Origin of the sequence: Vibrio bathopelagicus (genome assembly GCF_014879975.1) — a bacterium.
Lineage (GTDB): Bacteria > Pseudomonadota > Gammaproteobacteria > Enterobacterales > Vibrionaceae > Vibrio > Vibrio bathopelagicus.
In genome coordinates, this window is sequence record NZ_CP062500.1 from 345,070 (window position 1) to 367,223 (window position 22,154).

Annotated in this window: 15 protein-coding genes and 1 riboswitch; of the genes, 9 read left to right on the plus strand and 6 right to left on the minus strand. The window is 43.9% G+C overall.

From position 1 onward, the window contains the following. Positions 1-524: 524 nt before the first annotated feature. Positions 525-1,805: a cation:proton antiporter gene (locus tag IHV80_RS01695; protein WP_192889857.1), complete on the minus strand. Its 1,281-nt coding sequence runs from the start codon at positions 1,803-1,805 to the stop codon at positions 525-527. Positions 1,806-1,973: 168 nt separating this feature from the next. On the opposite strand from IHV80_RS01695, the gene metH reads away from it, so the two are divergent. Further along, positions 1,974-5,651: a methionine synthase gene (metH, locus tag IHV80_RS01700; protein ID WP_192889858.1), complete on the plus strand. Its 3,678-nt coding sequence runs from the start codon at positions 1,974-1,976 to the stop codon at positions 5,649-5,651. A gap of 93 nt (positions 5,652-5,744) precedes the next feature. Here the strand turns inward: metH and lysC are convergent, their stop codons facing one another. Then, positions 5,745-7,112: a lysine-sensitive aspartokinase 3 gene (lysC, locus tag IHV80_RS01705; RefSeq protein ID WP_192889859.1), complete on the minus strand. Its 1,368-nt coding sequence runs from the start codon at positions 7,110-7,112 to the stop codon at positions 5,745-5,747. Between the two features lie 108 nt (positions 7,113-7,220). Next, positions 7,221-7,398: riboswitch (Lysine riboswitch) on the minus strand. A 176-nt stretch (positions 7,399-7,574) separates the two neighbouring features. Here lysC and IHV80_RS01710 point away from each other — a divergent pair. After that, the gene (locus IHV80_RS01710; protein ID WP_192889860.1) at positions 7,575-8,714 is read left to right on the plus strand and encodes a pyridoxal-phosphate-dependent aminotransferase family protein; all 1,140 of its coding nucleotides are present in this window, start codon (positions 7,575-7,577) and stop codon (positions 8,712-8,714) included. A gap of 103 nt (positions 8,715-8,817) precedes the next feature. Here IHV80_RS01710 and IHV80_RS01715 read toward each other — a convergent pair whose 3' ends face one another. The 4 genes from IHV80_RS01715 to IHV80_RS01730 all read right to left on the minus strand — a co-directional run bounded on the left by IHV80_RS01715 (position 8,818) and on the right by IHV80_RS01730 (position 15,392). Further along, positions 8,818-10,581 (minus strand): PglL family O-oligosaccharyltransferase, encoded by a 1,764-nt coding sequence (locus IHV80_RS01715; protein WP_192889861.1) that lies wholly within the window; start codon positions 10,579-10,581, stop codon positions 8,818-8,820. A 96-nt stretch (positions 10,582-10,677) separates the two neighbouring features. Next, the gene (gene uvrA, locus IHV80_RS01720; RefSeq protein ID WP_192889862.1) at positions 10,678-13,509 is read right to left on the minus strand and encodes an excinuclease ABC subunit UvrA; all 2,832 of its coding nucleotides are present in this window, start codon (positions 13,507-13,509) and stop codon (positions 10,678-10,680) included. Positions 13,510-13,714: 205 nt separating this feature from the next. Next, the gene (galU, locus tag IHV80_RS01725) at positions 13,715-14,587 is read right to left on the minus strand and encodes a UTP--glucose-1-phosphate uridylyltransferase GalU (RefSeq protein WP_004735975.1); all 873 of its coding nucleotides are present in this window, start codon (positions 14,585-14,587) and stop codon (positions 13,715-13,717) included. Between the two features lie 157 nt (positions 14,588-14,744). After that, complete coding sequence (locus IHV80_RS01730) at positions 14,745-15,392, minus strand: LuxR C-terminal-related transcriptional regulator (protein ID WP_192889863.1); 648 nt, start codon at positions 15,390-15,392, stop codon at positions 14,745-14,747. Positions 15,393-15,670: 278 nt separating this feature from the next. Here IHV80_RS01730 and IHV80_RS01735 point away from each other — a divergent pair, with 278 nt between their 5' ends. The 7 genes from IHV80_RS01735 (at position 15,671) to IHV80_RS01760 (ending at position 22,032) form a co-directional block, all read left to right on the plus strand. Next, positions 15,671-16,231 (plus strand): single-stranded DNA-binding protein, encoded by a 561-nt coding sequence (locus IHV80_RS01735; RefSeq protein WP_192889864.1) that lies wholly within the window; start codon positions 15,671-15,673, stop codon positions 16,229-16,231. Positions 16,232-16,399: 168 nt separating this feature from the next. After that, on the plus strand, positions 16,400-17,743 hold the full coding sequence (locus IHV80_RS01740; RefSeq protein ID WP_192889865.1) for a site-specific integrase: 1,344 nt from the start codon (positions 16,400-16,402) through the stop codon (positions 17,741-17,743). After that, positions 17,736-19,010, plus strand: a complete 1,275-nt coding sequence (locus tag IHV80_RS01745) for a site-specific integrase (protein WP_226088502.1) — start codon at positions 17,736-17,738, stop codon at positions 19,008-19,010. The genes IHV80_RS01740 and IHV80_RS01745 overlap by 8 nt, the downstream gene beginning before the upstream one ends. Further along, complete coding sequence (locus IHV80_RS25140) at positions 18,958-19,326, plus strand: hypothetical protein (protein WP_226088503.1); 369 nt, start codon at positions 18,958-18,960, stop codon at positions 19,324-19,326. Before IHV80_RS01745 ends, IHV80_RS25140 begins: the two co-directional genes overlap by 53 nt. Beyond that, complete coding sequence (locus tag IHV80_RS01750; protein WP_192889866.1) at positions 19,316-21,373, plus strand: integrase; 2,058 nt, start codon at positions 19,316-19,318, stop codon at positions 21,371-21,373. The genes IHV80_RS25140 and IHV80_RS01750 overlap by 11 nt, the downstream gene beginning before the upstream one ends. Before the next feature lie 2 nt (positions 21,374-21,375). Continuing rightward, complete coding sequence (locus IHV80_RS01755) at positions 21,376-21,816, plus strand: hypothetical protein (RefSeq protein ID WP_192889867.1); 441 nt, start codon at positions 21,376-21,378, stop codon at positions 21,814-21,816. A gap of 51 nt (positions 21,817-21,867) precedes the next feature. Beyond that, the gene (locus tag IHV80_RS01760; protein ID WP_192889868.1) at positions 21,868-22,032 is read left to right on the plus strand and encodes a hypothetical protein; all 165 of its coding nucleotides are present in this window, start codon (positions 21,868-21,870) and stop codon (positions 22,030-22,032) included. Positions 22,033-22,154 lie beyond the last annotated feature (122 nt).

Below are 22,154 nucleotides of genomic sequence, written 5' to 3' on the forward strand. Positions count from 1 at the left end.
TACTCGTCAATTGCTCAAGTTCTATCTTGCCCTCTTCTAAATTGATTAGAACCAGTACTGTTCCTTACTGCAGCATGAGCTGTTTTATGGAAAAGTTTCAGTTTTAGGACTATTAGTGTGCGAAGCTTTGAATCTAATTAGAATTCCTCTTCGATCGTGGTTCTCTCTCTACATTTTATTATGATCTCAATATTTAACTTGAACAGAAGGTCATGTAGAAATACAGCTATTAGGCTTAATGGGCTAAATATCGCTACGTTTCTTTGCTTATTTTATTTCCGTAAACGCTTTGTGTTTCTCTTCGCTCGAACGTACTCAAACCAGTGGTTGTTTGGTTGTTTGGTTGTTTGGTTGTTTAGGAGTGTTAGATACGACAAAGAGTCATGCTTGAAGATAACAATCATGACTAAAGTAGTGGTCAGAGATAAAGGGAGTAACTTGTAGAGTAGAAAGGTGCTTATCGATGGAAACAGGTACAAAAAAGGCCGCTTATACTAAGCGACCTTCGTTTATGTTTTCGGGTGTTAATCCAATTCTTTCTCAGCTTGTTTCGCTTTCTCTATCATAGGGGTGATTGTTGAGCCTTGAACCAGAATAGAGAACACAACAACGGCGTATGTCATGACAAGGATAATCTCTTTAACATCGATTGACTTGTCTTCAATTACCCAGATCCCTGAAGGGATTGAAAGTGCCATGGCTAGAGCTAGACCACCACGTAAACCACCCCAAGTTAAGATCTTGATTGACCAAGGGTTGTAAGTTCTAAAGCGTCTAAATCCGATATAAGACAAGAAAACACTTAGGTAACGTGCACTCAATACTAGAGGTACCGCAAATGCCATTAAGATCCAGTCTTCTTGGTGGAATTTGAATAGTAGCATCGACATACCAATCAATAAAAATAATACGCCATTTAAGAATTCATCTATTAGTTCCCAGAAGTGGTCTAGGTGATCTTCACTTTCTTTCGAGAACCCAATAAAGCGTGTCCAGTTACCAATCATAATACCTGATACCACCATCGCTAACGGTCCTGATACATGTAGAACTTCGGCAAAGGCATAGCCAGCTGTCGGAATACCGATGGTTAATAGCAACTCCATCGAGTGGTCATCGGTGTTGCTGATTAGGTAATGGAATATTAAGCCTAGAACGAAGCCATAGACGATACCGCCGATAGCCTCTTGGACGAATAACATGGTCACGCTACCTACAGTCGGTGCCTCTGTACCGAACGCAATGGTAAATAGCGTAACGAAGATGACTAGGCCAAAACCATCGTTGAATAGAGATTCCCCCTCGATTTGAGTAGAGATTCGTCTGGGAGCATCGAGCTTCTTCACTATTGCTAATACAGCTATTGGGTCGGTTGGAGATATTAGAGAGCCAAAAAGTAAGCAATAAATTAGGTCAAATTGAATGCCGATAAACTGACAGAACCCATACAGTACAAAGCCAATAAAGAATGTCGAAAACAGTGTAGCGCCAAGAGCTAGTACTGTTATTTCCCATTTCTGATCTTTTAGATTAGGTAACTTAATCCCCAAACCACCTGCAAAGAGTAAGAATCCCAGTATTCCTTTCAGGAGGAAATCTTCAAAGTTGATACTGGCAACGGTTTCTGAGGCGATGTCAGCCAATTGAAACCAATTGTTTTGTCCCGCAATGATAATCAGTAGAGATAACATCATTGAGCCAGCTGTAATGGCGATGGTTGTCTGCATTTTACCAATTTTGGTATTCACGAAAGCAATAAGCATGGCTGCAGCGGACAAGAAGCATAAGGTGTAATAGACCGACATTGGGATTCCAATATGTAACAAAGTATGAAAATTAATTTTCGTTGTCTCATGCTTAAATAGCAAACACTTTTTGTCATAGCTTAGTAATCAATTTCCTTTTTTAGACGTCTAGACTCCTTTTTAATGTGTGATAGGATGGAGGTATAATTAAAGGAATGAGGCTGTACCGTGGGAAGTAATGTAAGGCAAAAGATTGAGGCTCTGTTAAAGCAACGAATTTTACTGATTGATGGTGGCATGGGCACCATGATTCAGGATTATAAATTGGAAGAGCAGGACTATCGTGGTGAGCGCTTTGCTGATTGGCATAGTGACTTGAAAGGTAACAATGACCTTTTGGTACTTACACAGCCCAAGCTTATCAAAGGTATCCACACGGAGTATTTGGAAGCGGGTGCAGATATCCTCGAAACCAATACCTTTAATGCAACAACCATTGCTATGGCCGACTATGATATGGAAAGCCTTAGCGAAGAAATTAACTATGCTGCTGCTAAACTGGCTCGTGAAGCGGCAGATGAATGGACAGCGAAGACCCCTGAGAAACCTCGTTTTGTGGCGGGTGTTTTAGGTCCAACTAACCGAACTTGTTCTCTCTCCCCAGATGTTAATGATCCGGGCTATCGTAATGTTAGCTTTGATGAACTTGTTGTGGCTTATTCTGAGTCGACTCGTGCTCTTATCAAAGGCGGGTCAGACCTTATTCTTATCGAGACTATCTTCGATACACTCAACGCGAAGGCATGCTCTTTTGCTGTTGAATCAGTCTTTGAAGAAATGGGTATCACGCTTCCTGTGATGATCTCCGGTACTATCACCGATGCATCTGGTCGAACGCTTTCCGGACAAACGACGGAAGCATTCTATAACGCCCTTCGTCATGTAAAACCAATCTCATTCGGTTTGAACTGTGCATTAGGCCCAGATGAACTGCGCGAATATGTCGGTGAGATGTCTCGTATCTCCGAATGTAATGTGTCTGCTCACCCAAACGCGGGTTTACCTAACGCGTTTGGTGAGTATGACCTTTCTCCTGAAGACATGGCAGAACATGTTAAGGAATGGGCTGAAAGTGGTTTCTTGAACTTAATTGGCGGTTGCTGTGGTACGACTCCAGAGCATATACGTCAGATGGCTGAGGCCGTTGAAGGCGTAACTCCACGTCAATTACCAGATTTGCCAGTCTCTTGTCGTCTTTCTGGACTAGAGCCTTTGACTATTGCCAAAGAATCTCTGTTCGTGAACGTGGGTGAGCGTACCAATGTTACCGGCTCTGCTCGCTTTAAGCGTCTGATTAAAGAAGAACTATACGATGAAGCGTTGAGTGTCGCTCGAGAACAAGTAGAAAACGGCGCTCAAATCATCGATATTAACATGGACGAAGGGATGCTAGACGCTGAGGCGTGTATGGTTAAATTCCTAAATCTATGTGCTTCTGAACCAGAGATATCGAAAGTACCGGTAATGGTCGACTCTTCGAAATGGGAAGTTATTGAAGCTGGTCTGAAATGTATTCAGGGTAAAGGCATCGTTAACTCAATCTCTCTTAAAGAAGGGAAAGAGAAATTTGTCGAACAAGCGAAACTGGTTCGCCGATATGGTGCAGCAGTAATCGTGATGGCATTCGATGAAGTCGGCCAAGCTGATACTCGAGAGCGCAAGGTCGAGATCTGTACTAATGCCTACAACATTCTTGTTGATGAAGTCGGTTTCCCACCTGAAGATATTATTTTCGATCCAAACATTTTTGCAGTTGCGACTGGTATTGATGAGCATAACAACTACGCGGTTGATTTTATTGAAGCGGTAGGGGATATCAAACGAGACTTACCTCATGCAATGATCTCGGGTGGTGTGTCTAATGTTTCGTTCTCGTTCCGAGGTAATAACTACGTTCGTGAAGCAATCCACGCAGTATTCCTATATCACTGTTTTAAAAACGGTATGGATATGGGGATCGTAAATGCAGGGCAATTAGAAATTTACGATAATGTTCCTGAGGATTTGCGCGAAGCCGTTGAAGATGTGGTTCTGAACCGTCGAGATGATTCAACAGAGCGCTTGTTAGATATCGCTACTGAGTATCTAGAACGTGCAGTTGGAAAGGTTGAAGATAAATCTGCTTTAGAGTGGCGTACTTGGCCGGTAGAAAAACGTTTAGAACATTCTTTAGTGAAGGGTATTACCGACTTTATCGTTGAAGATACTGAAGAGGCTCGTGTTAATGCTTCTCGTCCTATTGAGGTGATCGAAGGGCCTCTGATGGACGGTATGAATGTTGTCGGAGACCTCTTTGGCGAGGGCAAGATGTTCTTACCACAAGTTGTTAAGTCAGCTCGTGTTATGAAGCAAGCTGTAGCCCATCTAGAGCCATTTATTAATGCAACCAAAGACGTTGGCGCAACTAACGGAAAAATCTTACTTGCGACTGTAAAAGGCGATGTTCATGACATTGGTAAAAACATTGTGGGCGTTGTATTGCAGTGCAATAACTACGAAATTATCGATTTAGGCGTGATGGTTTCATGCGAAAAAATTCTAAAGGTCGCTAAAGAAGAGAACGTCGATATCATTGGTCTTTCGGGTTTGATAACCCCTTCATTGGATGAGATGGTGCATGTTGCTAAAGAGATGGAGAGACAAGGCTTTAAATTGCCTCTTCTGATCGGTGGTGCAACGACTTCTAAAGCTCATACAGCGGTTAAGATTGAACAGAATTACTCTGAGCCTGTTGTCTATGTAAACAATGCCTCTCGTGCTGTAGGTGTGTGTACTTCATTGCTATCTAATGAATTGAAACCAGCATTTGTTGAGAAGTTGGATATTGATTACGATCGCGTTCGAGATCAGCACAATCGTAAAAAACCGCGTACTAAGCCAGTTACGCTTGAGCGAGCTCGAGCTAATAAAGTTGCTATAGATTGGGATGCTTATACTCCACCGGCACCGGCTAAACCTGGAGTGCACATCTTCAATAACTTCGATGTAGCGACTTTACGTAACTATATCGACTGGACTCCGTTCTTTATGACATGGTCATTAGTCGGAAAGTACCCAGCAATTCTCAATCATGAAGAGGTGGGTGATGAAGCGAAACGCCTATTCAAGGATGCTAACGATTTACTCGACCGTGTAGAGAGAGAGAAATTGCTTGAAGCTCGTGGTATGTGTGCCATGTTCCCTGCAAACAGTGTTGGCGATGATATTGAAGTTTATACTGATGAGTCACGTACCGAGGTGCTGAAGGTTCTGCATAATCTTCGTCAGCAAACCGAGAAGCCAAAAGGTTTTAACTACTGTTTGTCAGATTACATTGCGCCGAAAGCTAGCGGTAAAGCGGACTGGATTGGTGGCTTTGCGGTGACTGGTGGTATTGGCGAGCGAGAGCTTGCTGATGAATACAAAGCTAATGGTGATGACTATAACGCTATCATGATTCAGGCCGTTGCTGACCGATTAGCTGAAGCGTTCGCTGAATACCTGCATAAAGAAGTGAGAAAGGACATTTGGGGCTATTCGCCGGATGAGGATTTGTCTAATGACGATTTGATTCGAGAGAAGTACCAAGGTATTCGTCCTGCTCCGGGTTACCCAGCCTGTCCTGAACATACTGAAAAAGGTACGTTGTGGGAGTTGATGGACGTTGAAAAAGCGATCGACATGTCACTAACTACGAGCTACGCGATGTGGCCAGGAGCTTCAGTGTCTGGTATGTATTTCTCACACCCTGACGCTAGATACTTTGCGATTGCACAGATTCAACAGGATCAAGTGGACAGCTATGCTGATCGTAAAGGTTGGGATATGTTGGAAGCTGAGAAGTGGTTAGGACCAAACATTAACTAATGATTGTTTCATCACGAGAAAAGGGTTGCTTAAGAGCAACCCTTTTTGTATTTGAAATTCGTTGTTTATACGCTCAAACGAGTGGCTACTCGTTTATTCGAATAATTCTTGGTGAAGTTTTTGAATTGCCAACTTGGATACTGATTCATTTAGCAAGAAGCATAGGTTGTGTGGACTTGCTCCGTAACAAATCATACGTAGGTTGAAGTCTTCAAGAGTGCCGAACACCTGCTTCGCATAGCCTTTGCTTTCACTCATGTTGTTGCCAATAAGAGCAACAAGGCATAGGTCGTGTTCAATATCTACAGAACACAGCTCTTCAAGCTCAATTCGAGCGGCTTCTGGTAACTGAGGAGCACCACCTGATGTATCGGTTTGATCGAGAGTGAGTGACACACTGATCTCTGAGGTAGTGATAAGATCCACAGAGATCTTATGTTTAGCAAGGATCTCAAATACCTTAGCTAAGAAGCCATAAGCATGGAACATATTGGCACTGCGTAGCGTAACCATGGTTTGGTTGCAGCGCAGGGCAAGCGCTCTGAACAGAGGAGAGCTTTCAACTTGTTGACGAATCCATGTTCCACCTAGCTCTGGTGCTTTTGATGAGCCGACAAAGACAGGGATTTGATGGCGTAGTGCAGGAACCAAAGTCGATGGGTGCAAGATCTTCGCACCAAAATTTGCCATTTCCGATGCTTCACTAAAGCTGATCTCTGGGATAGGGGAGGCCTTAGGTGCAACACGAGGGTCGGTAGTGTAGATACCCGGAACATCCGTCCAGATCTCTAAACCAATCGCCTGTACCGATTCGGCAATCAGTGCTGCTGAATAATCACTGCCACCGCGGCCTAACGTTGTGGTGTTGCCTTCGCTATCAGCACCGATAAAACCTTGGGTAACGACAACTTGTTGTTGGCAAAGTGGAATTAGCTTCTGTTTTGCTAAAGCTGCAATATCTTCCAGTTGTGGTTCTGCCTTACCGAAGTCATCATTGGTGCGCATTACTTCTCTGATATCAAAACGAACTGCTGGTGTGCCACGCTCACGTATGATCTGAGCGAGGATATGTGTCGACATCAATTCGCCACATGCGACAAGGTGGTCAGTCAGCTTTGTGCTGACTTGGAATGATGCTGCTTCGGCTGCACTCGCAATATCATCGAGAATGCTATGAACCTCTTTCTCGATACTGTTCGGATCGGCTAACTGAGCAAGAATCGTATTATGAATGTCCGTCAACTGTGTCACTAGTTCCTGACGACGAGCTTTGTCTTGAACACCATTCGCCAGTTCAACTAGCAAGTTAGTGACGCCAGAACATGCACTACTCACGACCAGTTTCGTATTTGAGTTGTTTTCAATAATGGCAGCACAACGGCTCATTGCTTCAAAGTTGGCAACACTTGTTCCACCAAACTTAGCGACATTAAAAGAACCAGCTACATTAGATGCACTCACGATATATCTCCCACGACTTCCTAAAATAAAATTACGGTTGGGTAATCCAACGTCCGATGTTTTTCGAAGAGAGTTTTAGAGCAAAAAGAGAGGAATTATTAGAATAGTAACCTCAGAAGCTCTTCACCATATAGAAATGGCGACAGTTGACGGGATTCAGCCCGCTCAACCGATAATAAAGGTCCTGCATCCTTTTATTATCTCGGCACTGCTCCCCATAAATGTTTTGTATTGGAAATGCGGCTCCACAAAACACCTGCCTGGGCAGTGCTCCTCTTCTGCTAGATAGCCATTTCATTGAACGTGTTTGTGATAACAATGTCAATCCGTAACTTGAGATAATTGAAAAATAATTTTAACAATTATGTGACAGTGGTTTGACCTCAATACTTATGGCTAATTGCTGAGGTAATCAATTTGCTTTAGGGTGGATTGTTCACAACATTAACGTAAGGGATGTACATGTCTAATTTAACACTCACTACTGCTATCGATAGCTTTTATCCGCCGCACCGAACGTTAATGGGACCAGGTCCTTCTGATATCTCGCCTCAAGTGCTACAGGCTTTAAGCCGTCCAACCATCGGTCACCTAGATCCACTGTTTATTGCGATGATGGATGAGCTTAAACAGCTTCTTAAATACGCTTTTCAGACTGAAAACGAATTTACGATTGCCGTTTCTGCACCGGGCAGCGCGGGTATGGAAACCTGTTTTGTTAACTTGATTGAGCCTGGTGAAAAGGTGATCGTTTGTCGTAACGGTGTCTTCGGTGAGCGTATGCGAGAGAATGTTGTGCGTTGTGGTGGCGAAGCCATCCTTGTTGACGACGAGTGGGGCAAACCCGTTTCCGTTGAAAAGGTAGAACAAGCATTGGCAGAAAATCCCGATGCTGTTGCTGTTGCATTTGTGCATGCAGAAACGTCTACTGGAGCGTTATCGGATGCTCAAGCTATCTCAGCTATCGCTCGTCAGTTTGATGCGTTAACGATTGTTGATGCAGTGACGTCACTAGGTGGTGTGCCATTACTGGTTGATGAGTGGCAGCTTGATGCAGTTTATTCTGGAAGCCAAAAGTGTCTGTCTTGTGTACCAGGACTATCTCCGGTGACTTTTTCTCAGCGTGCTGTTGATAAAATGAAAGCCCGCCAAGCGCCAGTGCAAAGCTGGTTCCTAGATCAAAGTTTAGTATTAGGTTATTGGAGTGGAGAAGGTAAGCGTAGCTACCACCACACGGCACCCGTGAACAGCTTATATGCTCTGCATGAGTCGTTGGTTCTATTGAAAAATGAAGGTTTAGACAACGCTTGGTCACGTCACTATGCGATGCACCAAGAACTTAAAGCTGGCGTAGAAGCTTTGGGATTAAAGTTTGTGGTTGATCAAGAGAGTCGCTTACCTCAATTGAATGCACTTTACTTCCCTGAAGGGATTGACGAAGCCAAAATAAGAACGCAGTTGTTAGAAGAGTATAACCTTGAAATCGGTGCAGGCCTTGGCTCTTTAGCTGGGAAGGCTTGGCGTATTGGTTTAATGGGTTATGGCGCTCGAAAAGAGAATGTCGCTTTGTGCTTAAAAGCGTTACAAGACGTTTTAAAATAACGGTAACAAACTGAAGTTTAAAAAGAAAAGCGCACGATAGATCGTGCGCTTTTTTGTATCTAGGTTATGTCAATATAGTGAATGAATACTAGACCCCTAGGCGTCATTTAGCAGAAGAGATATTGTTTTCTGCTTCTGATATCTTCTTATACTGAACCTTGGAAAAGTCTCGATTTGGGAACAAGAAGCTCGCTTCACTACGAATTTGTTCTGCCTTGCTGTGATCGCCCAACCCTTGATACGCGAGAATTAGGTTGCTGTAGAAAGCAGGCCTTGGCTTACTCTTTATGATCTCTAACGACCAATCTATATAAGGCTGGATCAGGCTAGGATCAGCTTTGTAGAGGCCGATATTTAGATAGGTACTGTACACGTCCCAATCATAGCGATCTTTCCATACTACGGGGTTCGTTACCTGCTTAAGAATGTCCGGGTTTTTCGGTTTAGACATTTCAAATTTAGTGAGTACATAATTGGTGTGTAAGGCACTCAGCATGTAAAAGCTCACCAAGATAGGAACGACTAAGCTCGATACTCTGAATAGGGTTTTACTGACGATACTAAACGGCTGCTGATAGTGGCGAGAAGCCCGTTGATCGACCCAGTAAATCAAAATGATAAAGGTTATCCAGTGAATCGCCGAGTGGTAAAAAGGATACTCAAGCTGAGAATGTAAGAGTATCGGTATGAATAGCGCAAGTAGTGCTAGACGTGTTCCTTTCGCTGAGCTTGCTATGCGTGACATCACCAACACTGCAGCAAGCAAGATACCGATGATTGGTACAATTCCCCCTTCTACTCCCCAAAACAGGAACTCATTGTGCGGGTGATCCATTGAAGGAAGGCCGGGATGATAATTTGAGTTAAGTTGATGCTGGCGAGCTGTGTATAGCGTGTATTCGGATTCAAACTTTCCATAGCCATAACCTGTAAAAGGCTTTTCGATCATCATATCGAGCGCTTGTGGAAAGGTATAAGCTCGTGGGCTTTCTAAGTTAGCCCTTTTACTTGCGAGGCTATCAGTTGTACTGAGACTGATTACCGAAAAAGCGACGACGATACCGACCAGTACTGATGCACACCACCCGTAGAAGCGTTTCTTAGTAGAGAACTTGTATAGGTAAGGCAGAATGCAGACAAACCCGATTACGGCAGCCAACCATCCGGTACGTGATGCGATGATGATCAGCAAAGGTACGGTTAAGGTTGGTGTTAGGTATAGTAAGAACGACTCGCTAATTTTGTGATTATATTTAGCTGGCTGTCTTGCTAGAAGATAAGCTGAAAGCACAAAACCTGTAGCTAAAAAGCTGGCCATAACATTCGGTTGTTGGAATATCCCATAAGGTCTATTGGCCGCAGTGTTGTAACCAAATAGGTTGCCAGGTTCCAGTAAGAAATATTGCACATAGCCAAAAAGTGCTTGTATAACTACAGCAAGAACAATGAACCACAACATGCGTTGTTTGTGTTTGTTACTGAATTTAAATTGTTGAAGCACCACGAATAAAGCGAAGCCTGTCCACAATCCAAGTAGTCGACTTGATGCGGCTTGAGGAGAGGCGTTGCTGTAAAGAATGGGCAGCGTCAGTATCACGCAACTTATCATCAAGCCAACGGTTAGCTTGGAATATTTGAGTACTCGGTTAGTGGCAAGTTGGTAGAAGCCAATCGCCAACGTAAAGCTAAGAGCTAACCAAGTGGTTGGATTAAAGGATAAAGCAAGGCCTGAGCCGCCAGGATTAGGCATGAAAAAATGCATGGCTAATAAGAATACAACAGCTAAAGAGGCAAGAAATGCCTTGTTAAGCGGGAGCTGAGTTCTCTGATTTTCTAGCTGGGTACCGCTAGTGTGTATTGTTGCCATAAATCCCTAACCTTATAAAAACAGAGCTTGTTCCTTCTGAAACAAGCTCTGTTACTTTAACATTTTTCTGTCTGCTCGCAGGGAGCTATTTTACACCTAGTTCAAATTTAACATAGGCTTAAGGAAGCGAGCAGTGTGCGAACCTTCGACTAACGCCACATCTTCAGGTGTACCTTCTGCAACAATTTCACCGCCTCCTTGGCCACCTTCAGGACCAAGATCTAGGATCCAGTCTGCCGTTTTGACGACATCTAGGTTGTGTTCAATCACCACTACCGTATTGCCGTGATCACGCAATCTATGTAGTACCGTTAATAGCTGCTGTATATCGTGGAAATGGAGGCCTGTTGTTGGCTCATCGAGAATGTATAAGGTTTTCCCCGTGTCTCTTTTAGACAGTTCACGCGCTAATTTAACACGCTGCGCTTCACCGCCAGACAAGGTTGTTGCAGCTTGCCCGAGGCGAATGTAGGAAAGGCCCACGTCCATTAGGGTTTGTAGTTTTCGAGCGATAACAGGCACTGGGTTGAAGTATTCACGAGCATCTTCCACAGTCATCTCTAGAACTTCGTCAATGGTTTTACCCTTGTAGCGGACCTCTAGAGTTTCACGGTTATAACGCTTACCTTTACATACATCACACGGTACATACACATCTGGCAAGAAATGCATCTCTACTTTGATGACACCGTCTCCCTGACACGCTTCACAGCGACCACCACGAACGTTAAAACTGAATCGACCTGGTTTGTAGCCACGAGATCGTGATTCTTGTGTACCTGCAAATAACTCTCGAATTGGAGTGAAAATACCAGTGTAAGTTGCAGGGTTTGATCTTGGTGTGCGACCGATAGGGCTTTGGTCAATATCGATCACTTTGTCGAAATGCTCTAAGCCTTTTATCTTTTTGTGCTGCGCCGGAACTGCAGTTGTTGCACCGTTTAATTGGGTGTGGGCGACTTTAAAGAAGGTGTCATTAATTAGTGTCGACTTACCTGACCCCGATACACCCGTAATACAGCTGAACAAGCCTACAGGGATCGTCGCGGTGACATTTTTTAGGTTGTTCCCAGTCGCGCCAACGATCTCGACGACCTTTTTCTTGTCGATAGGCGTTCTTTGCTTTGGTATCGCAATTTCTTTGGCGCCACTCAGGTATTGCCCTGTCAAAGAGTTCGGGTTTTCGATGATGTCTTGCATGGTACCTTCTGCAACCACGTGTCCACCATGAACCCCCGCGCCTGGGCCGATATCGATAACATGGTCAGCGCAACGAATCGCATCTTCGTCATGCTCAACAACAAGCACGGTATTTCCTAAGTCTCTTAGGTGAACCAAGGTTTGTAGTAGACGTTCATTATCACGCTGGTGGAGGCCAATTGATGGTTCATCCAGTACATACATAACACCAACTAAACCAGCACCAATTTGACTTGCTAGACGAATCCTTTGCGCTTCACCACCAGACAGCGTTTCTGCACTGCGTGATAGGTTCAGGTAATTCAAACCAACGTTCACCAAGAAATGCAGACGATCATTGATCTCTTTCATCACTTTATCTGCAATTTGTCCACGCTGGCCGCTGAGCGACAAGTTTTGGAAAAACTCTAATGCATCAGCAATACTGAGCTGAACTATTTCTGGCAGTGTGGTATCGCCAATGAAGACATTTCGAGCTTCTAATCTTAAACGCGTGCCATCACAGCTAGAACACGATTTCGTTGAGATGTACTTGGCAAGATCTTCACGCACCGCACTAGATTCAGTATCGCGGTAACGGCGTTCTAACGTATTTAAAATGCCTTCAAATGGGTGACGCTTGACGCGGATATCACCACGATCATTGATGTACTTGAATTCTACTTCAGTGCGTCCTGAACCCTTGAGGATGATCTCTTGAGTTTTCTTTGGCAGAGAATTAAATGGCGTATAAAGGTCAAAACCATAATGGTCTGATAGCGATGTTAGCATCTGAAAATAGTAATAATTCTTCTGATCCCAGCCTTTAATCGCACCTTCAGCAATACTTAGGTTCTCATCTGAAATCACTCGGCTTGGGTCAAAATATTGTTGAACCCCAAGGCCATCACACGTACCACAAGCACCTGCCGGGTTATTAAATGAGAACAGACGAGGCTCAAGCTCCTGCATACTATAGCCACATTTAGGACAAGCGAAGTTTGCAGAGAATACGATCTCTTCTTGTTCTTTATCATCCATCCAACCAACTACAGCGATGCCACCAGAGAGCTCTAATGTTGTCTCAAATGATTCAGCTAAACGCTGTTGAAGATCCGGTCGAACCTTAAAGCGATCAACGACAACTTCGATGGTGTGCTTCTTGTGCAGTTCCAATGTGGGTGGATCGGATAAATCACAGGTTTCGCCATCAATACGAGCACGGATAAAGCCTTGAGCGGCTAGGTTCTCAAGCGTTTTAACATGCTCACCTTTACGTTCTTTGACTATTGGAGCCAGCAGCATCATCTTTGAACCTGCAGGTAGCTCTAAGACTTTATCGACCATTTGGCTGATGGTTTGTGCTGCAAGAGGGGTATTGTGATCAGGACATCGTGGTTCGCCGACACGAGCATAAAGTAGCCTTAGATAATCATAGACTTCAGTGATAGTACCAACAGTTGAACGGGGGTTATGAGAGGTCGATTTTTGTTCTATAGAGATGGCAGGAGATAAACCTTCGATGTGGTCGACATCGGGTTTTTCCATAAGAGATAGAAATTGACGAGCGTAAGCCGACAAAGACTCAACATAACGACGTTGACCTTCTGCGTAGAGAGTATCAAACGCAAGTGACGACTTTCCTGAACCTGATAATCCAGTGATAACCGTCAGCTTATCACGAGGTATGGTTAGGTTAATGTCTTTGAGGTTATGCGTACGAGCGCCTCTAATTTCTATTTTATCCATCTCAACAGACCATGTAATTTTAAGTGGCTAAAGTATTACATAGAGTGAGATTTGTGCAAAGTTTTACTGGATAAAAAAACAGTAATAAAAAAGGTGACTCTTTTGAGTCACCCTTGGAGTCATTTAATATGCTGTTAACCAATTGCTATTCAGTAAATAACTGAATAATTAAATAGCTAAACAGTGAGTAAGTCAAAATTAGCAATTAAGCTTCTTTTGTTGTTGAGTGCTTACCTAGCTCGATTTGTTGCTGGTCTTTTTTGTATAGGTTTTCAAAGCAGTAATTTGTTGCTTCGATATAGCCTTCAACACTACCGCAGTCAAAACGTTGGCCTTTAAATTTGTAAGCCAATACACAGCCTGCTTTTGCTTGTTTTAGCAATGCATCAGTGATCTGGATTTCACCGCCTTTACCTGGTTCAGTCTGCTCGATAAGCTCAAAGATATCTGGAGTCAGAATGTAGCGGCCAATGATCGCTAGGTTGCTGGGAGCAGTACCTGGTTCTGGCTTTTCTACCATGTCATCGACACGGAAAAGATCATCTTTGATCATCTCGCCAGAGATAACACCGTATTTGTGAGTTTCATTTTCAGGCACTTCTTGTACTGCAACGATTGAGCAACGGAACTGTTTGTATAGCGCAACCATTTGAGCCAGTACGCCTTGTTGTTCGTTCACACAAAGGTCATCAGCAAGCACAACGGCGAATGGTTCATCACCCACAAGCTCACGACCAGTCAAGATAGCATGACCTAGACCTTTCATTTCGCGTTGACGAATGTAGGTGAAGTTTGCTGCTTCGATCGTCTCACGAATATTGATCAGCAAATCTTCTTTATTGGTGCCGCTGATCTGGTGCTCAAGCTCGTAGTTCTTATCAAAGTGGTCCATCAATGAATGTTTACCACGGCCAGTCACAATGCACATTCCATCCATGCCGGCTTCAATTGCTTCTTCAACGCCGTATTCAATTAGAGGTTTGTTTACAACGGGCATCATTTCTTTCGGCATTGACTTGGTTGCGGGTAAAAAGCGAGTACCGTAGCCAGCTGCCGGGAAAAGGCACTTTTTGATCATGATAAGACCCTTTATCTATAATAATTATGGATTCAACCTGGGTGGTTGATATTTCTGAGGGCAACTCTAGCATAAGTAATGTCAAAAATTCAGCAACAATCCGTATGGTTCACTAGAGTTTTCCTCAAAATTATCGTCAGTTTAAGAGGCCGATCAATTATGCAAGCAGATTCTGGTTTGCCCATGCAATGGCTTGGACTCTATTTTTAACGGCCAACTTACGGAATATTTGATAAAGATGAGATTTGACGGTGAATTCACTAATAAACAAGTCATCGGCTATCTGGGTGTTTGATGAACCTGATTGAAGGCAGCGAATGACTTGCAGCTCTCTAATGGTTAGGTCGACATTGGTGGGGGTTGTATTGGTGCTCACGATGTTTCGATAGTAGAACAACAATTGGCTTGCCACTTTTCTAGGTAGCCAATTGTCTCCATTGATCACCTCTTCAAGTCCCTTCGCTATTTTGGCCTTCTCTTCAGTGTTGTAAAACAGACCTTTTAATACGCCAAACGTAATCAACTCCGATGTAGGGAGTGCATTAGGGACGTTGAATAGAATGATCTCATGATTTTTCCACATCACGGGTAGATTTGGATGAAGGTTCGTTAATTGAGGTACCTCTTTGTAATCAACCAGTAAAATTCTGTTGCTCTGCTTTCGGTCAAATAACATCAGATCATCTGGTGTCATCTTGAAAAGGGTTAGAGATAAAAACTTTTCTATCTCTTTAACATGCAAATAGGTGTTACTCGGATCGACGCAAATAAAATGCAAAGTGCGAGCATAGCGAGATTTTCTCATTGAAACTCCTTGTTGAACTGGGATTAGATTTCACGTTGTCATGCATGCTTTCGCTTCTCTAGAGCGTTTCTTGTGACTTGCGTTGAATATCAACTTGGAAAGTAAATGAGAGGTTTGTAAGTGGAGAAAAAAGCAACATCGATCTGAATATCATGATTTGTTACGTTTTTATTCTTTGTAGTGAGGTGAGAATAGGAATGCGATTTATCACTGCAGAAAAGCATGCTATTCTTGTGCGCTAAAATTTTCTGAGACTATGAATTTAGACGGAGCAAATCATGGCTAGCCGTGGAGTTAACAAAGTTATATTAGTGGGTAACCTAGGTAATGACCCTGAAATTCGTTACATGCCAAATGGCGGCGCAGTAGCGAACATTACCATTGCAACGTCAGAGTCATGGCGTGACAAAGCAACTGGTGAACAGCGTGAAAAAACAGAATGGCACCGTGTTGCTCTGTTTGGCAAGTTGGCGGAAGTTGCTGGTGAGTACCTACGTAAAGGTTCTCAAGTTTACATTGAAGGTCAACTTCAAACTCGTAAATGGCAAGATCAAAGCGGTCAAGACCGTTACACAACAGAAGTGGTTGTTCAAGGCTTCAACGGTGTAATGCAAATGCTTGGTGGCCGTGCTCAAGGTGGTGCTCCTGCTCAAGGTGGTATGGGGAACAACCAACAGCAAGGTGGTTGGGGTCAGCCACAGCAGCCACAACAACAGCAGCAACAATACAGTGCTCCAGCTCAACAGCAGCAAAAAGCACCTCAACAACAAGCTCCACAGCAGGCTCAACCTCAATATAATGAGCCGCCAATGGATTTTGATGATGACATCCCATTTTAGGAAACGTATAAGTTAATACTGTAAATAAAAACGGTAGACTTGTAACGTAATACACTCTAACCCAGCAGAAATGCTGGGTTTTTTTTATTTTACACTTTTTAAAACGATAAAGTTGTGATTATATGGTGATTACGTATATTGAAAGTGTAAAAATAAAGGCTTCAGGGTATGGCTACATACACTATTGAAACACTGGTTTTTGAAAATGGTGAACGCTATCCGGTTTTGGTGGACGAGGAGGCGATGCCCCACTTCCATGTGACATTGTGGGTGACTTCCAAGTTACGCTCGGTCGGCAAAGCTGAAAACACCATTACAAATAAGATCAATCATGTGAAGTGGTTTTTAGGTTGGCAGGAAAAGGAGCAGCGAGACCTGTATGCCGAGTTTCAAAAAGGGATGTTTCTTAGCGAAAAAGATATCGAGAGTATTAAATCTTATCTTGCTTTGGATATTCATCACTTAAAAGGTGTTAAAAGAAAAGTTAGTAAAGGTAGAAACAAAGTCGTCAGTATGATTGACGAACCTAAATTAATTGATGTAATGCCGTCTGTTGGTCGTAACCACCATTACAACCGTATGACGTCTGTCATAGAATATTTAACCTTCCTTGCCAAGTTGGCAGTCAGTCGAACAGCTAACGAAAAGCTCTACCGTTCCATTAATCAAATGGAGAAGCAATTCAAGGCCGCCCGTCCTAAAGGAAAGGGCAAAAATGTGCAGGATAAAACAAACAGTAAAGCTATCCCTGATGGCTTAGTTCAAGAGTTTATGGCTGCGGCGCACTTTGAGCACCCTAAGAACCCGTTCAAACATAAAGATACCCGCCTTCGCAATCATTTGATGTTCCACCTAATGGATAAACATGGTATTCGGCGTGGTGAAATGCTTTCTCTAATGCTGACAGACATGACACTCCATGGTGATAAAAAGTCGATTTGGGTTAGGCGGACACATGATGACAAGAATGATGCACGCACTAAGCAGCCTGTAGCTAAGACAAAAGAGAGGATGCTGCGGATCAGCAACGAGACAACCGAGTTGCTTAGTCACTACATTACTGAGTGCCGCGCCAAAACCCCCAATGCCAATAAGCACCCCTACCTTTTTGTTACACATCGTAAATGCTCTACTCAGGGGCACCCAGTCTCTGAATCTACGTTTGATAACACCATCGTGCCTATGATGAAGGCTGTCGATGCAAGGTTTGAAGTTATTCATCCACACTTCTTCAGGCACAGCTGGAATGAGGTTTTTTCAGAAAAAGTTGACAAAAACAATGAGTTGGCAGCATTTGGTGTGAATGGGTATAAACACATAGATAGTGGCACAGAGGCTAAAATGCGTAAGCATCAGATGGGACACTCCAGTGAGACATCGGGGAATGTTTACAACCAGCGCCATGTCACTAGAAAAGCTAACGAAGTATCCCTTATGGAACAAGAAGATCTTCAAAGGAAGGCTGCTGAAGCCAGAAAAGAATTAGAAAAAAATGGAGACGGTAATGAGTAATCTTGCGTTGGTGGCTTCAAGGCAAACCGCTTTATCCAGTCTGGCATCACCACTGAAAACTTCACGGGATGGATACAGCTTTGATATTAATGCCGATACGTGGGTCTTGAATAAGGACATGACAGTCCGCTTTCAGCACGAAGTATTGTCATTAGAGCCGAAAACCCATGAGGGGTTCAGGAAGTCACTGGCACGGTATGCGGAAGAGGCTTCAGCCGCCCACACCTTAAACATGTATATGCGATTTCAGCGGATGGTACGTGACACAGGGTGCAAGTCCGTAGATGAGCATGTTGTCCGTAACTGGCGAGCTATGCTTGACGATGAGCACGAATGGTACTTGGGGTCGCTTCGTAGCTTTTTAATTAGCTGGTACGACTATGGCTACAGTGGTATCAGCAGCCAAGTGGTAAGGGTTTTGGAGGGAATGAGATTAGCTGGCAACAAAAAAGGGGTAGCCATTGCCAATCGATGTCCGTACTCAGGAGCACTGACCCAGAACGAGCAAATTGCAGTTACAAACGAGCTGATTCGGCTGTTTGCGGAAGATAAAATCTCTTTACCGTGCTATAGCTACCTATTTCTTCTGCAAGCTACAGCAAGACGAGCAATACAACTGCGCCAGTTAAAGGCGAAAGACCTTTTAAAAGAACACTGCCCAAAAACAGGTGCGGTTAATTTCTACCTCAACATCCCTCGCGCTAAGCAGCGGGGTGTTGGATTTAGGGGGGGATTTAAGAAGCTAGCTATCACAGAAGAACTTTACTTAACTCTTATCAACCTGATTGAGCAAGAGCAAGAAAAGCTGAGCAAGTTTTTGGGAGGGAAGCTAACAGAGAGGCAAAAGGGATTAACGCCACTGTTGATTGATTGGTCAACGACTAAACATCTGCTCGGTCGAATGCGTTATGAAAAGACTGATGTTGGAACGTTAGACGGGCTTCTGTCTACAGATGTTTTTCATATGTCCACAGTTCAGCTAGCCGACGGTTTCATGCGAAAAGTCAGCCTTTTCAACGAAGCTGTCAGTGAACGTACAGGTGATATTATCCAGCTTTCTGCACGGCGTTTCCGCCGTACCCGTGGGACTAATCTTGGTCGTAAAGGCGTAAGTGTTTTTGTTATTGCTGAAGCCTTAGATCAGTCAGACACCCAAAACGTCAAGGTGTACACAGAAAACACGGCTGACACAGTCACTTATATCGACAAGGCTATTGGCACCCTTTGCCAAGGCTTTCAAGGGGCAGATCATCGAGGAGGTAGGTGATGGCGAACGCCGTGACGACCCATCGGCACGTATTCCAAATAAAGATAATGAGGTTGTCGGTGCCTGTGGCACCAATGACTTCTGTTTGAAAGGCTACGAAGCCTGTTACCTGTGCGAAAAATTCCGCCCCCTTCTGGATGCCCCTCATGAGAAGTTCCTAGATAGCCTCTATGCAGAGAAAGAGGCACGGTTGAAAGCAACTAAAAGCGAGCAATACGCCTCGACCAAGGATACGCTGATTCTTGCTGTGGAATGGGTGGTGCAAGCATGTACAGAGATGAAAAAGCTCGGGAGGTTGAGTAGTTATGACAAGTAATGTGATTCGGTTTACGCCAAAAGCGGAACTCACAGGGATGCAAAACCTTAACGGGTTCATTATTAGCTGCCGTACCCATTTGACTGCGTTTGATACTAATAACTGGCACGAAAACAAATGGGAGACCCTGAAAGGTAAGCGTAAGGTTGTAGCTCGCTTTTCTACTAAATTAAAGCCATCAAATTCGTATCACTATGAACCTATTTCTGCTCCGTTCTTAGATTTTGCTAAGGCGTATATTAAGAACTTGTATACGGATAAGCCTGTAGCCAATTTACAACGCCACATGGAAGCCATTCGGGTGCTTGAAGAGGCGTTGATTCTGGCTACGGGTAAGGCTGACATTTTGTTGCTCGATGGTACCGTATTGGAGCGATTGGATGAGGTATTTCATCACCAACTCTCTGAAGCAACAGCAAGAAACAAAGCGGGCTATCAAATGGAGTTGATGCTTGATTTCTGTCGGGATCAACTTATCACGCCTAGCTTGCCAGAGTGGTCTAATCCTTACGGCAAGGATAGCGATCTGACGATTTCGCTTGATGCAAAAGGTAAGGAATATCGAACGGGAAATCTGCCAAGCTCAGAGGAGATGATGCTTGTCGCTGAGGTTTTCAGTAAAGCTCCGCAGCTAGGTGTTGAAGCGGAATACTTTACGGCTCTTTACGCACTGTTGATGACTGCTCCCTCTAGAGCATCTGAGCAAACAGTATTGCCTGTAGATTGCTTAGTGTGGGAAGAAGACCGCGCTGGTGACCAAAAACTGGGTATTCGCTGGGTGCCAGCCAAAAAAGGGAAAGAGGGTATTAAGTGGGTGCCAACTGTAATGCAAGACATTGTGGTGGAGGCGGTTGAACGCCTTAAGCGCATCGGTGCCCCAGCCCGTAATGCCGCCAAGTTTGCCGAGGAGCACCCCGAGCGGTTTATGGTACATGCAGGTTGTATCACGCCCGAGGGTTTTTCTGCGGATAAGTCGTTATCAATTGATCAGTTTAATGCTGCATTATCAACAAATTATAAGGAGTTTACGAATGCAGCACCAACACCAAAGTGGTTGATAAATCTACTCACTAGTGGTGATGGATCTATTTCTTACAAGATACTCGGCAAACATGAGTTTGAAAAATATACCAAGAAGTTCCCGAAATGGCCGTTTGTGGATAAGGATAAGCACGTTAAGGTTTCAGAGGCACTGATATTGCATCGCGAGAATGAGTTCCATGCAGAGTTTGAGTCACGAGCTTTTTCATTCTGTATACCCACTGTTAATCATATTAATGACCGCTTTGTGCAGAAGGAGTCTAAAGGTGAGCGCACTCTATGGAATAAATACGGGTTTAGTCTGAAAAGTGGTAAACCTATTGCGTTGACAACACACAAGGCGCGTCATTGGCTAAGCACTATGGCTGAAAGTGGCGGCATGGATGAGCTGACCTTAGCCAACTGGGCTGGGCGTGCAAAAGTAGGGGATAACAGTAAATACGACCACCGGACGGAAGCAGAAAAAGCCGAACAAGTGGTAGATTTGATGATCCCCGAAGATATTGGCGTGCTAGAGAAAATTAAGCGTAGGCTTCCTGTGACCTTTGAGGACATTGGCAAAGACTTGGCGGGTTCCGCCATTGTCACTGAGTTAGGTGTTTGCGAGCACGATTATGCAATGTCACCTTGCCAGCGCAATGGTGATTGTGAAACCTGCAAGGAAATGGTGTGTATCAAGGGTTTTAGTGACTCTTTAGAGTTGCTTAAGAAGCGGGAAAAGGAAGTAGAAGGTCAGTTTAAAAAGGCCATGAAAGATCAGGGTATGGGGGCATTCGGGGCAGACCGTTGGGTGAGTCATCATGGTTGGCGGTTAGCTCACATTCGTACTAAAGTCCGCATCCTAGAAGATGAAAATACACCAGACGGTGCAGTGGTTCGAATTCCTGATGAGTATGATCCATCGCCTGTGAAGGAAGTTTTGAGGGGCAAGGGATTAAATTTGGAAATCGAATCACCAGATGAACTCGGTATTGCCGATGATGCATTTGAGTTAATGGAGCTATAAAGATGCCTAAAATGGTCATTACAAGTAAAAGTATGCCTGATGTCTTACATCGAATCGAAACATGGAAAGGCAAGCTAACTTGGCCTCTGTTGTGTGAAGAAATCATGGCTTTACTGCAAATAGATGGAGTTACCCGCCAAACCCTGTCGAGCTACAAGGAAATTCAGGAAGCTTTTACGGCACGAAAGCAGTATTTGCGTGAAAAAGCTACCACTGAAACTGTCCCTGCGAATAGCAATATGGAGTATTTGCAAAACCAAGTGGAGAGTTTGGAGGCGGAGCTAAAGAAAGCCAATAAAACCATAGAACGCTACAAGCAGCGCTTCGTATTGTGGCAATACAATGCGTATAAGCATGGTGTGCGTATAGACTCTTTAGATGAGGCTGTGGAGATGTTAGAACAGCCTTTGATTGAGATTAAGCGTAGGACTGGGGGGGCTTAAATAGCTATTGCTGGTTAGCTATTTAAGCCAGTCCGTCAAGACGGACACTGGATGAATTTGGTGCCAGTCCGTCAAGACGGACACTGGATGAATTTGGTGCCAGTCCGTCAAGACGGACACTGGATGAATTTGGTGCCAGTCCGTCAAGACGGACACTGGATGAATTTAGTGCCAGTCCGTCAAGACGGACTCATATTGGTTTTGCTACTAATCTAGCAAACTCCCTTGTGATTCGTGTTTTATGGAATTATGACCCTTATTATTTATTCTTTAATTAATACTAATTGCTAATGGATGGTGTGAATTGAAAGTTGATTCTAAAAAAAACAATCCTGATT